The organism is Dyella halodurans, assembly GCF_026283925.1.
GTDB classification, from domain to species: domain Bacteria; phylum Pseudomonadota; class Gammaproteobacteria; order Xanthomonadales; family Rhodanobacteraceae; genus Dyella; species Dyella halodurans.
In genome coordinates this window covers 430,895-443,167 of the sequence record NZ_JAPDPF010000003.1, presented here as the reverse complement: position 1 = coordinate 443,167, position 12,273 = coordinate 430,895, and the positions used below count along the sequence as shown (strand labels likewise).

Here is a 12,273-nt window from a genome sequence, read left to right as displayed (position 1 = left end):
GATGGAGTGTGGGCCATCCCTTCGGAGTGCAGGCGGCGAGGGGACGACCTGCACAAGCGGTGCGACATCAGTAGTCGTAGGTGGCGCTCAGCCGCACAAAGCGCGGCTGCTGCCTGACCACGGCGGAGCCGTACAGCGGATCAGGCGTGCCGGGGGAGATCTGGTAGTACGGATAGGCGTTGAGGATGGCCTGGGAATTGAACAGGTTGAATACGTTCAGCGAGAAGCCGAGCTTGCCCGCGGCAAACGACGGTCGGTAGCTAGCGCCGACATCCAGCTGCTTGTTCCACGGCAGGCGATACGTGCCCGGGGGTGAAGGTTGGCCGCCGCACCAGTGGTAGTAACTGCCATAGCCCACCGGGTCGGTCTGGTTGGGGCCATAGAAGCCGAGGCAGTTGCGCGGGTTGCCCGACACCAGGGATACATTGCCCGAGACCTGCCATTCCGACGTGATCTGGTAGTAGCCGAACAACTTGATCTGGTGGGTATGATCGTTGCTCTGCGCACCGTTGCTGTTGGACATCAGGGCAGGGAAGTCCCAGTCGATGCTGGTCGACGCCGCGGTCTGCTGGATATCCGAACGCAGCTGGCCTTCCGTGTCGCCGTAGCTGCGCGAAAACACGTAATCGATTTTGCCGTACCAATGGCCATCGAACGGGTGTTCAAGAAAGGTTTCGAGCGCGTAGTACTTGCGGATCAGCGGCGGGAAGCCCATTTCCGCGTTGCTCAGGCTGACGCTGCGGTAGGCGCCGCTGGTGTCGACCACGGTGAAGGTATTGGCCCGTCCCGGGTTGATCAGGTAGCAGCTATTGGTCGAATTGACGTCGTAGCCCAGCGCGGCTGCCTTGTTCTCGATGGCGCCCACGTCGCAATAGTCGTCGATGCCGCTGCGCAGGATGCGCTGGGTCAGCTTGGCGCCGTAGACCCAGTGGTCGTCGATGGCCTTGCTCAGGCCGAGAATGAATTCGTCCTGGTACTCCGGTTTGATGTTCTGTGCGGTGACCGTCTTAGGATCAGGCAGCACGCCATAGGTATTGTTCGGCGACACGGCGTTGGAGAACGGCACCAGGCCGGTGGGGGTGCCATCGGCAGCGATGCCGCTATAGGTGAAGTACTGCTGGGTCGCCACATAGGCGCCTGCTGCGTTCAAGGCCGGGTTGAGCGGCAGGCCGAGATAGTAGCGACCGGCATTGCCGTATACCTTGAAGCTGGCGTCGCCGTTCACGTCCCAGCTGAAGCCAAGCCGCGGCGCCCATTGCGGCCGGTTCTGGCGGATATAGGCCTGGCCATCGGCGTTGTAGTCGGTGAACTGGTCGTTGCGCAGGCCCAGCGACAGCAGCCAGCGATCCGTGACCTGCCACTTGTCCTCGACATACTGCGCGCGCTGGGCGGAGCGGACACTCGCAATCGAGCTGTCAATGTACTGCACTGCGTAGTAGCCCGCGGCGCCGTTGGGATAGTTCGCTGGCGCGCCGACGCCAAGATTCGGGATCAAGGCCACCGTCGGTGTCGTCGTATAGCCGTAGCCCCAGTAGTAACCCGGACCGGAGGTTTGGCTGCCCTGGTCGATCGCGCGAGCGTTTTGATTGTCGATGCCTGCCGACAACGTATGCGCGCCCAGCTGATAGGTCAGGTCGAGGCGAAGGTTGTTGCTGGTGTTGTGGCGGTTCGGGTTGTACAGCGATTGCGTCACCTGGCCATTGCCGATCGGCGTGCCGCCATTGAGTGCGGGATTCTGGTTCTGGATGTCCGTGAGATAGGTGAGGCTGCTGTCGTAGTTGCCCGGCACGTCGTAGTTGTCCAGCCTCATCTTGCCGTACAGCGCGCTGAGCGTGAGGCTGTCGGTGATATAGCTGGTGAACTTGGCGGAGTAGAGGTCGCCGCCGGTCTTGGTGTTGTCCGCGGCGTTGATGAAGGCGCCGCGCGTCAGCGTGGTGAAGTTGTAGCTGTAGATGCTGCCCGAGGTGTTCTTCTTGTTCGACGCGCCGGTCAGTTCAAGGATGTTGCTGTCGGTGATGTTCCAGTCCAGCTTGCCGTACCACTTCGGCAATGACTCACGGTAGTTCACGTAAGGCTGGGCACTGGACACGCCGTTGACCGTCGAGCCGTCCTGCTTGGATACCTCGCCGGCGAGGAACAGGAACAGCTTGTCCTTGATCAGCGGGCCGCCGATGTACGCGTCATACGTGGTTGTCCACTGGCGGTTGCGGCTGTTGGGGTCATACAGGCTCCCGGCAATCGGCGATGCCGGCAGGCCATTGGTGTAGTACGTATTGCTGGCGTCGGCACGAGCGAATTCAGGCTCCCACAACACCTGGCCACCAAAGTGCCAGTCATTGCTGCCGCGCTTGCCGACCATGTTGATGACGCCGCCGTCGGAGCGGCCGTATTGCGCACTGTAGCCGCCGGTATAAATCTCCTGCTGTTCGATGGCGCCATAGGGCAGGGTGAGCCCGCCCAGCCCGCGCTGCGTCTCCGTGGTATTGAAGCCGTTGATGTAATAGGCGTTCTCGCTGGCCGAAGAACCGCCGAACGTCACCAGCGACTGGCCGGACGGTCCGGTGTAGCCGCCGCTGTTGTTGGTCACACCGGGGGCGAGCAGGGCAATGGCTTCGGCCGAGCGCCCGAGCGGCAACTTCGCGAGTTCGGAAGCCGTGATGACAGTGCGCGAATCGACGCTGGTGACATCGATCAGCGGCGCCGTATTGGCGCTCACGTTGACCGCGCCTAGGTTCTTGGCGGCGGCATTTTCGAACGAGACTTCCGTACCGCTACCCACGCGCAGCCCGATATCGTCGCGTGAGTCGACAACCTGGCCGTTGCGCAGGAACGACACCGTGTATGTGCCCAAGGGCAGTTCCGAGGCGACGTAGCGGCCACGGCTATCGACCGGCACTTCGCGCGAGATGCCGGTGGTGCTCTTGATCAGGATGCTTTCGCCACCGGCCAGCGGAACCTGTCCGAAGATGCTGCCGGTGGTGGACTGCGCCGCGGCGGGTGTACTGGAAAGACTGACGGCCGCGGCGATCGCAAACGATAGGGCACGGCTTGCCAACACAATCTGCTTGTTCAATTAGAGCGACTCTCAAACGTGGCGTGGTGGCACACGCATGCCGCCGCATGCGTGTACATGCGCGTCACGGGGGCATCCCTGCCCACGGGTGTGTTCACTGCCTGGATCTTGGGGGAGCGCCTGTTGCCAGGAGCGGGTGTGTCCCAGTGTCTCGAGGTCCCCTTGGCGAGTTCATCGCGTCGACACTGAGGGGTGGCTATATAAATACCTGGACTGCGCAGGATATAAAGGGGTCGGCATATGAGCATTTCGCATGCCGGTAGAACGACTGGTTATATGCCTGCCAGCCCGCAACCATCCAACATCAAGAGAACAGGACATGCAGACACGCATACAGGGCACGGTGATGCCGGTACTGGAAGTGCGGCTTGAGCCGAATGAGAGCGTCTTCGCCGAGAGCGGCGAGCTTTCATGGATGACCTCGTCGATCCAGATGACCACGCACACGCAGATGGGCGGTGGTGGAGGGCTGATGGGGATGTTCAAGCGCGTGGTCGGCGGCGGCAGCTTGTTCATGACCGAGTACCGCGCTGCGCAGGCACCGGGCGAGGTTGCCTTCGCCGCCAAGGTACCGGGGCACATCGTGCCGGTATCGGTGAGCCCAGGTAATGAATACCTGGTGCATCGGCATGGTTTTCTCTGCGCCACGCCGCAAGTCAGCCTGGGCGTGGGTTTTCAACAGTCGCTGGGTGCCGGCATCTTCGGCGGCGATGGCTTCCGGCTCCAAAAAGTCGGCGGCACCGGCACGGCATGGCTTGAACTCTCCGGCGAACTGATCCGCAAGGATCTGGCGCCTGGCGAAACCTTGCGGGTCCATCCGGGACACGTGGGTGCCTTCCAGGCTTCGGTCAGCTTCCAGATCACCACGGTCCCCGGTATCAAGAACGCCATCTTCGGCGGCGACGGCCTCTTCCTGGCCGTGCTATCCGGCCCCGGCACGGTGTGGCTGCAGACGTTACCCATCTCCCGCCTGGCGCACCAGGTGGCCGAATACCTGCCCAGTAACGACAGCGGCGGCGGGCGCGCAGCGGTCGGCGGCGGCCTGCTCGGAGGCATCGTGGGCTCCTTGCTGAGTGGCGACGACAAGTGATTTGAGCTGGGCATGGAGTGCGGGGGAATGGGCGCTTTCACCCATCTGCCCCCGCATGGCGACTGGGCCGGTGTTGCCGTCGCACTGGCCAATGCGGGAAATATTCGCTCCAAATCCATAGTCGACGTCGTCTGGGTAAAGCATGCGATGGAAAGACGCTACTTCCTACGCGCCGGAGGGCATCGGCGCCGCGGCCATACAGTTTTCCATGCGATCGGACGATCAACCGCGTGCCAGTGCGATCACCTTTCAGGTTGCATCCGGCATGGGCGTGATATTCGAAACGCACGTCGTCGGTCGCTTGAAGTAGATCGTTGAACTTCAAATCGATGACCGAGCGGTTTCACATCGGTATCACCTTGGACATTCGAGCGCTCGGCATCGATGACCTTGACCTAGACTGCCGGCATCGCGAAGACCTGTTTCAGGATGCTGGAAGGAGCGACGAGGTGTTGATGCCCATGATCGAGCGCTCCCGTGAATAGGTTGGACGACGTTTGCTGGATGGTTCCTATGTCGGCTATCTGATCTTGGACGATGGCATCCCTGTTGCGGGTACCGGGTCGATGCTCATTGACTGGCCGCTGCATCCAGACCATCCATCTCATGAAAAACGTGGACGTGACATGAAAGAATCTTCACGCTTCGACGGTTGATCTTGCGAGACGCGGCTTGTAGAAGAGGAAACCGACCATCGTCCCAGGGAGCGTCGTCATGAAGATACGCAAGGGTAAGGTTTGGAGTCTGGCCTGCGTCGTCTGGCTGATTGCGAGCGGCGTTGCCATGGCAGGCGCTGAAAAAGATCTCCAGGCCGCCGAACGCGATGCCTACGTAAAGGCGGCCGGCCATGCGGTCCAAGGCATCGCCGACACGGCGCTAGTGACCAGCGTGGATCCGCTCGGCGATCACCGCATCGCGGTCTATACCGTAGACGGATCACATAAGAACGTCTGGCTGGTGACCACGGACGAAGGCTGCCCGCAGCCGATGCTGTCGGGAAACCGCATCGTGTCGCTCGACGCCGGTGTTTCACACGACTGCCGCTCCGTCGTTATCCAGACGGTGGACAAGCGCGATCTTGGCAACCGCCTGAGAGTGATTGAGTCCCGTCCGACGCGTGCAGACGCCACCTACCCCATAGATCAAGAGACGCTTCGCTGGGAAACCATGTTCCGCACAGGCGACATGACCGACGGGGGCCGCACGCGGTAAAGCATGTCAACGGAGGCCGACGACGCGCATCTCCATCGTGATGTCGCGCCCGTCGGGCCTTCCGGCAGTGGCGCGAATCGACCGCCCCAATGTCGACGGTATCGTTTGGCTCAGTACGGTTCGCTCCCGAGCCGGAACAGACTTCCAGCGAACCGGTTCTCTTCGCCAAGCTCAGTCGACCATCACCTTGCAGGTACCTGGAGCTCTACCGCAATGAAGCTGCGATTGGCGGTCGTCATTTGGGGCATGATCCGGCTTACGGTTTTAGTCGCGGCGGCGGTAGGTTTTGCCTGTGTTGCCTACTTCTTACTTGCCGAGCTGCTTCTTGCCGTCCATCTTCATGCTTTGGAGTAAGCCTCGCAGTTCGTTATCCGTGCACAAATATTTGCCGTCAGCCGAAGACGAACTTTGCGGACCAGGCGGGCCGCCTGCAGGCTTGTAAGGTCAGCTTCCGGCCCAAAGCGAACTTCGATGTCGTGGTAAGTCGCCCTCAGTGTGCACTCGTACCAGACGTCCTTCTATACGCCGCCGGCCTCGACGACGGGCGACGGCATTCCTTTGTGTCGCCGCTGGTCGCGCAGAAGAAGGAACGGGCGCTCGACGAGATAGTGCAGCAGGGCGGCTGCCGTGATGGCGACCAGCAGGCAGCACAAGAAGGTGAGGATGCCGTGGTGATTGAGGCCATCCGGAAGATGCTTTGAGGCCAGCTTGAGCATCGCCTTGTGACTCAGATAGATGCTGTATGAGGTAGCTGCGAGCCAGGCGGTGCCCGGCAACCTCATTCGAGCGAGCAGGCCTGCGGGGCTCGCGGCGGCGGCAACGATCAAGGCAAGGCCTGCCGACAGGATCGGGAACCCGAAGACGCAGGCGGCGAAGGTCAGGATGTCCCGGAAAATCCACGCCGCGAACAACACGATGGTGAAACCGAGCAGGGCGAGCAGGTTGGGGTAGCGCTGGAGGCGTTCCCATGGTGAGGTCGGGTAGACGCTCAGGATCGCCAGCCCAATGCCAAACAGCAAGCCATCGAGGCGCGCATAGGTGGGGTAATAGATAAGCTCCATGTATCGTCGCCCGTCCATTTCCCAAGCGCCGCTGCCCGCGACGGGGGCTGCTGCGGATTGCCACCAGGCAAACCCGCGCCACGTCAGGCCAGCCAGGACCAAGGCAAGCAGCAGCATGCCGGTCACGCGTTTCGCGCGGGCGAGAGGAGCAACGAAGAGCACCGCCACGGGGAAGATCAGGTAGAAGTGCTCTTCGACGCATAGCGACCAGGCCGACGAGAAAGCGTGCATGGCGCTCTGGTCGACAAACAGGTTCATGGTGAACGTAAGGAACTGCCAGAGTGGCTGGATTGCCTCTTGCTCACGCAGGCCCGGGAACAAGAAATAAAGCGCCACGACCGCCACATAGGCCGGAAGGATTCGGTAAGCCCGTTGCCGATAAAAGGCCGGTAAGTCCACGCCCTCGCCGCGCTTGTAGCGAACGAGCACTTGTCGGCCAATCAGGTACCCACTGAGCACAAAGAACAGGTCGACGCCCATCCAGCCATACTCTTCAATCCAGCCGAAGCCGTAACCCATGCCGCCAACAATCCATGCATGGGTGCACAGGACCGACACGATCGCGACGGCGCGCAGCAGATCCAGGCCTGGTAGACGGTGCATGGGGCTCTTCCCTGAAATGGCGGGGAAGAATAGCGACTTTTGGAGCCGGTATACGGGCGCTGTCAGCGCCCGCGATGCGACTGCGGCCTGGCGGCGCTCGTCGCTGGCGGCGGACGTCGCCGACAAATGTGCCGCCAGGGAAGCTGGACATGTCCGCTTCCCGCCCAATCCGGATCTGATGCGCTGGCGTTGTCCGTCGGGCGAGTCGCGCCATCAAGCGGGAACGTAGGTCAACCTGATCACGTCATCGGCGATCAATTCGCTGGCCACTAGGCGGAGCGGCGGCCGCGGACCTGCGAAGAATGGCTTGCCGCGGCCAAGCACGACGGGGTGGAGGTAGAGTCGATACTCATCGATGAGTCCCAGGGCGGTCAGGCTATGCGCCAGATCGGGTCCGGCCACTTCGATCTCCCCAGCGAGCTCGGCTTTGAGCCTCCGGATCGCCGCCTCGATGCCATGGGTGACAAGGGTGGCGTTTGGGCCGACCGAGGGAAGCGAGCGCGACACGACCCATTTCGGCTGGTTGCGCCACACCTCCGCGAAGTCGCGTTCCTCCGGGCTCCACTCAGGAGAGTCTTCGTCCCAGTAACGCATGACTTCGTACATGCGGCGACCGTAGACGCTGCCCGTCAGGTCGCGCGCCTGCTCGATGAAGTGACGAAAGAGCGACAGACTAGGTGTAAATGCCTGGTGGTCGACATAGCCATCCAGGGACTGGTTCAAACCGAAGACAAGCTTGGCCATGGAAGATCTCCATTCCAGAGTCTTCAGGATAGCGCTAGCCCCCGCCGCGCAGAAGTATGCTTGGACACGTTCCAGGGGCCGTATGGACGGTGTCACCCATAAGCCGAGGTCCGCCTTCGATCCGAAGTGGCATCAACGGTATCCGGGCGCTGCGCGCTTTCCCTGTCACCTCATCGCAAAGAGCTCTCCATGAAGATAGACGCAGTCCGCAAGCACGCGATGGCGCTCGAGGCGGTCACGGAAGAGCCGCATCACCAATCCTCGTCGTTCCGGGTGCGAGGAAGGATTTTCGTGACCATCCCGCCTCCCGACGACGTCATTCATGTCTTCATTGGCGAGGAAGACCGGGAAACGGCCCTGGCCCTCTATCCGGGCTTTCTCGACAAGCTGTTTTGGGGTGGCAAGGTGGTTGGTCTGCGGGTGACACTGGCGGCCGCCAACCCCGTTGCGGTGAAGGCGCTGGTCAACAAGGCTTACGAGACACGTGTCCGAAAGGATGGTGGGCCAAGAGCAGCCAGGCCGGATCGCGGGTCATGAGGGTCATGGGCACTGCCGGACACGGGTGGACATGGGGACCGTCCGCTTCCCGGTCGAGGCGGAACCGGCGGTTGGAAACATCTCGCTGACCACGGCTACGGCTGGACCGCCCCGTCAACCGCATCCAAGCCGGTATTGATCTTGCTCAAGATGCGCTTCGCACCCTCGATTGGTCGCTACGCCTACTCGGGAGATGAGCCTAGAATTCAAACTGTTCCCGCACGCACGCGGCTCCGAGTTTCCCGCAGTCACCAGGCAATCAGGGATGCGCAGCATCGGGGGCAGGGAGAACGTATGATCCTTGCGCTACTCATAGTCGCACATAGAATCTGCCGCCATGGCAAACAGGGGAGTGGTGATGGATAGGTTGCGCTTTTGCTGTCTCGGCATGGGCGTTCTGCTCACAGGTCAGGCCTGGGCCGACGCCTGCCATGTGACGAGTTACGGCACGCTGCCTGTGGAAATGGTCGGCGATCGAGCCACCACCATGGCGAAGGTCAATGGGACCAATACGCGCTTCATCATCGATACCGGGGCCTTCTTCAATATCATGTCGAGTGCCAACGCGTCGGCGCTTGGACTCAGGCTGGAACCCGCGCCCATGGGGTTTCGCATCAATGGCATTGGAGGCTCGGCGAACGTCCAGCAAACGCACGTCAAGGAATTCGGCATCCTCGACACGACGCTCAAAAACGTGGACTTCCTCGTCGGCGGCACCGATATCGGCGCTGGCTTGCTTGGTGCCCTCATGCTCGATTTCTACGACCTTGAAATCGATCTTGCACAGGGCAAGATGACGATGTTCAAAACGGAGCACTGCGATAATGTGTCGCTCGCGTATTGGGCAAAGGATGGCAATTACAACGTCGCCGATATCGAGCCGGCCCGTAGCGAGTTCGACAAGCGTACCTTTTTCACGGTGACGATCAATGGCAGGAAGGTGCGCGCCGTGCTCGATTCGGGCGCACCCGCCACCTTGCTGAGTCGTGACGCCGCCGAACGAGCCGGCATCAATTTGAGTGGGCCAGATGCCAAGGCTGGCGGCGGCAGCTACGGCATCGGCGCCAAGAGGCTCAAGACCTGGACGGTCAACATTGACTCGTTCTCGGTCGGTTCGGAATTGATCCAGCACAGTCAGATGCTGGTCATCGACGGAAGGATAGGCGACAACACCGACATGCTGCTCGGCCTGGATTTTCTTCTCGCCCATCACATGTTCATCGCCAACGACAAGAAGAAGGCCTATTTCACCTATAACGGCGGGCGCGTGTTTGCCCTTGCCGCAGCGCCGAGTGACAGCGACACATCCGATGCCGGCGCCGCTTCGGACGTCAATGGGGCGGCGCCCAAGAGCGCGGGCGAGTACGCCCTATTGGGCCAGGCCCACCTGTCTCGCGGAGAATCGCATGCCGCCGTCGCCGATCTCGACGAAGCGATCCGCTTGGCGCCCGATCAAGCGGCTTACTATGTTGCCCGTGCAGCGGCGCATGCGGCGGACAAACAGCGCGATGCCGCGCTCAGCGACCTGGACAAGTCCCTGAACCTCGATCCGAAGAATGTCGATGCGTTGTTGATGCGCGCCGGACTTCGCCTTGCGCAGAAGGACCGCACGGGAGCCGCGTCCGATGTGGCGGCGGCGAGCGCGCTGGCGCCAGCCGGGTCCGCGCGGGCGCGTTCGGTGGCTGCCCTCTACATCCAACTCGATCAACCCGCCGCGGCGCTGCCGATGCTGGATGACTGGATTCGCCTGCACAACGGCGATGCCTTGCTCGGGCTCGCGCTGAACGAGCGCTGTTGGGCGCGTGGCCTGAGCAATCAGATGCTCGACGATGCCTTGAGCGACTGCCGCAAGGCGATCAGGCGCGATGGCGAAAACCCGGCCTATCTCGACAGTCTGGGCCTGATTGAGTTGCGGCTGGGACATTATCCCGAGTCGATCAAGGCCTACGAGCAGGCCATCGCGAAAAACCCGAATTCCGCGTGGACCCGCTATGGCCTGGGCCTGGCCAAGATCCGCGGTGGCCAGCCGGAAGCGGGTAACGCCGATCTCGTCGCTGCGCGCGCGCTGGATCCGCAAATCGAGGCACGCGCCACCAAGTACGGTTTGGTCGCAGCGGGGCCCTAGGGCGAACAGCGATCACCGGCGGGGCGATGAGGGGGGGCAAACGGGACCTTGCTTCGACTTGGCCATGGGCATACCGGTACCCACGACGATCGCCGACCCGCCACGCAGTCACTGCATGGCGGGTCGGTCGTGTGTCAGAGCAGGCCATCGATGGGCAGCATGCGAAGAAAGGACACTTCCACGCGCTTCTTCGTATTCGCATCCGGCTCCTCGTGATAGACGACGTCCTTGCCATCGTCGGTGGCGTGCCAGCTCAGGCGGTGAGAGCTCGGGTCAAGCGTGACCTGAAAGGCGTTCGCGGGCAGTGCCGCCGTGTTGAAAAAGTCAGTGACGGCCTGCGCAAGACCGGGTGAGTCGACGATGATGCCCATTTCTGTATTCAGCAACTTCGAACGCTGATCCATGTTCAACGAGCCGATGAAAACCTGGCGGCCATCCACCACGATGGTCTTCGCGTGCAGGCTGACACCGGAGGACTTGCCCAGCGTCGTCGACGGCTGGGCCTGGCCCATGGACGGTCTCAGCTCGTAAAGCATCACGCCTCCTTCGAGCAGGCGCTTGCGGTAGTGCACGTAACCAGCGTGCGCCGCCGTCTCGTCGGTCGAGGCCAGCGAATTCGTCAGCACCTTGACCGTCACGCCTCGCTGCACGAGGGATATGAGATGCTCGGTGCCTTCGTCCCCCGGAATGAAGTAGGGCGTCGTTGCCAGGATCTGGTGCTGCGCACCGTCGATCATCGCCTTCAGCTTCGAGCCGATGCGCAGGGCAGGCACGTCCCGGCTGGTCTCGATTTTCTCGGGCTGATCGGCAACCAGCTCGGCCTCGCCCCAGAACCAGGCGCCTCGTCGATCCGCGGTGGGGCCCGTGGGCAGCTCATCCAGAACCGTTTGCGCATAGTCGGACTCCTTGAACGCGCGCACCTTGCCCTGGAGGATTTGCCGCGCCGCGGCCAGGCGCTGGGCGGAATCGTCTGCGTTGGTCAGGCTCTTGAGCGGATAGGCGGCATCGCAATTCCAGTAGTCGTCGAAGGCCGCCGATGCCTGCTGGACGACTGGTCCGATCGCCACCACGTCGAGATCGCGAAAATGGGTGTCGCTGCCCGCATCGAAATAGGGATCCCCGATGTTTCTCCCGCCAATGATGGCAACGCTGTTATCGACGATGAGCGATTTGTTGTGCATGCGTCGATTCAGGCGGCGCCAATCGAGCACGAATTGTGTTGCGCGGGAAATGGCGGAGGGATTTCTCGTCTGCAGCGGGTTGAACAATCTCACCTTGATATTGGGGTGTGAATTGAGCGCATCAAACAGGTGGTCTTCGTCGGTAAAGTTGTTGTCGTCGATCAGGATGCGCACGCGCACCCCGCGATCCGCCGCCGTGAGCAGGTGCTGCATCAGCAGATGGCCCGTCATGTCACTGGCGAAAATGTAGTACTGCAGATCGATCGAATGCTTGGCGTGGTCCACCAGGGCTATGCGACTAAGCAGCGCATTCGTGCTCAGGGTCAGCAAGCGGAAGCCGGACTGATGCTGATGCTGGTCCACTTCCGCTTGTGTGTACTTCGCAGATGGCGTATCGGAGGCCGGCGGCAGGTGGTGCGACTCCGGCTTGTCCGTGCTTGGCGGAAGCGAGCCACATGCCTGTAGAAGGAGGCAAAGCGCTGCGAAGGCATACGCGACGATCGCACGATCTGTTCGCATGTTGCGGCTCCAAGACGACCTGTCGGAAGGATGTTCTGGACTTGCGCGCACCCGGCACGAGCCGACCATTTAACACACTTCGATGCTATCCGTGCTGAGCGCCCGGCGGAAATTCCCGAAACTTCAAT

At 61.7% G+C, this 12,273-nt stretch carries 9 protein-coding genes; 5 read left to right on the top strand and 4 right to left on the bottom strand.

What is annotated here, in order from left to right:
* Positions 1 to 67 precede the first annotated feature (67 nt).
* Complete coding sequence (locus tag OUZ49_RS08700) at positions 68 to 3,073, bottom strand: outer membrane beta-barrel protein (protein WP_266149953.1); 3,006 nt, start codon at positions 3,071 to 3,073, stop codon at positions 68 to 70.
* A 319-nt stretch (positions 3,074 to 3,392) separates the two neighbouring features.
* On the opposite strand from OUZ49_RS08700, the gene OUZ49_RS08695 reads away from it, so the two are divergent.
* The 3 genes from OUZ49_RS08695 to OUZ49_RS08685 all read left to right on the top strand — a co-directional run bounded on the left by OUZ49_RS08695 (position 3,393) and on the right by OUZ49_RS08685 (position 5,729).
* Positions 3,393 to 4,163: a TIGR00266 family protein gene (locus tag OUZ49_RS08695; RefSeq protein ID WP_266149952.1), complete on the top strand. Its 771-nt coding sequence runs from the start codon at positions 3,393 to 3,395 to the stop codon at positions 4,161 to 4,163.
* A 714-nt stretch (positions 4,164 to 4,877) separates the two neighbouring features.
* A complete protein-coding gene (locus OUZ49_RS08690; protein WP_266149951.1) occupies positions 4,878 to 5,375 on the top strand; it encodes a DUF6491 family protein in 498 nt (165 codons plus the stop codon).
* 213 nt (positions 5,376 to 5,588) lie between these two features.
* Positions 5,589 to 5,729 carry a hypothetical protein gene (locus OUZ49_RS08685; protein ID WP_266149950.1) on the top strand — a complete coding sequence of 47 codons (141 nt, stop codon included), beginning with the start codon at positions 5,589 to 5,591 and terminating at the stop codon, positions 5,727 to 5,729.
* A gap of 164 nt (positions 5,730 to 5,893) precedes the next feature.
* Here the strand turns inward: OUZ49_RS08685 and OUZ49_RS08680 are convergent, their stop codons facing one another.
* Together OUZ49_RS08680 and OUZ49_RS08675 are read right to left on the bottom strand one after the other, a co-directional pair.
* Positions 5,894 to 7,165: an acyltransferase family protein gene (locus tag OUZ49_RS08680; RefSeq protein WP_266149949.1), complete on the bottom strand. Its 1,272-nt coding sequence runs from the start codon at positions 7,163 to 7,165 to the stop codon at positions 5,894 to 5,896.
* 87 nt (positions 7,166 to 7,252) lie between these two features.
* Positions 7,253 to 7,783: a dihydrofolate reductase family protein gene (locus OUZ49_RS08675; protein WP_266149947.1), complete on the bottom strand. Its 531-nt coding sequence runs from the start codon at positions 7,781 to 7,783 to the stop codon at positions 7,253 to 7,255.
* 189 nt (positions 7,784 to 7,972) lie between these two features.
* Here OUZ49_RS08675 and OUZ49_RS08670 point away from each other — a divergent pair, with 189 nt between their 5' ends.
* Positions 7,973 to 8,320: an MmcQ/YjbR family DNA-binding protein gene (locus OUZ49_RS08670; RefSeq protein WP_266149946.1), complete on the top strand. Its 348-nt coding sequence runs from the start codon at positions 7,973 to 7,975 to the stop codon at positions 8,318 to 8,320.
* Between the two features lie 358 nt (positions 8,321 to 8,678).
* Entirely contained in the window at positions 8,679 to 10,445 is a 1,767-nt protein-coding gene (locus OUZ49_RS08665) for an aspartyl protease family protein (RefSeq protein WP_266149945.1), read from the top strand.
* 134 nt (positions 10,446 to 10,579) lie between these two features.
* Here the strand turns inward: OUZ49_RS08665 and OUZ49_RS08660 are convergent, their stop codons facing one another.
* Positions 10,580 to 12,145 carry a phospholipase D-like domain-containing protein gene (locus tag OUZ49_RS08660; protein WP_266149944.1) on the bottom strand — a complete coding sequence of 522 codons (1,566 nt, stop codon included), beginning with the start codon at positions 12,143 to 12,145 and terminating at the stop codon, positions 10,580 to 10,582.
* Positions 12,146 to 12,273 lie beyond the last annotated feature (128 nt).

What these genes read in the sequence shown, in the direction of transcription:
- OUZ49_RS08695 (WP_266149952.1), top strand. Translation starts at nt 3,393, where the DNA reads ATGCAGACACGCATACAGGGCACGGTGATGCCGGTACTGGAAGTGCGG.
- OUZ49_RS08690 (WP_266149951.1), top strand. Translation starts at nt 4,878, where the DNA reads ATGAAGATACGCAAGGGTAAGGTTTGGAGTCTGGCCTGCGTCGTCTGG.
- OUZ49_RS08685 (WP_266149950.1), top strand. Translation starts at nt 5,589, where the DNA reads ATGAAGCTGCGATTGGCGGTCGTCATTTGGGGCATGATCCGGCTTACG.
- OUZ49_RS08675 (WP_266149947.1), bottom strand. Translation starts at nt 7,783, where the DNA reads ATGGCCAAGCTTGTCTTCGGTTTGAACCAGTCCCTGGATGGCTATGTC.
- OUZ49_RS08670 (WP_266149946.1), top strand. Translation starts at nt 7,973, where the DNA reads ATGAAGATAGACGCAGTCCGCAAGCACGCGATGGCGCTCGAGGCGGTC.
- OUZ49_RS08665 (WP_266149945.1), top strand. Translation starts at nt 8,679, where the DNA reads ATGGATAGGTTGCGCTTTTGCTGTCTCGGCATGGGCGTTCTGCTCACA.
- OUZ49_RS08660 (WP_266149944.1), bottom strand. Translation starts at nt 12,145, where the DNA reads ATGCGAACAGATCGTGCGATCGTCGCGTATGCCTTCGCAGCGCTTTGC.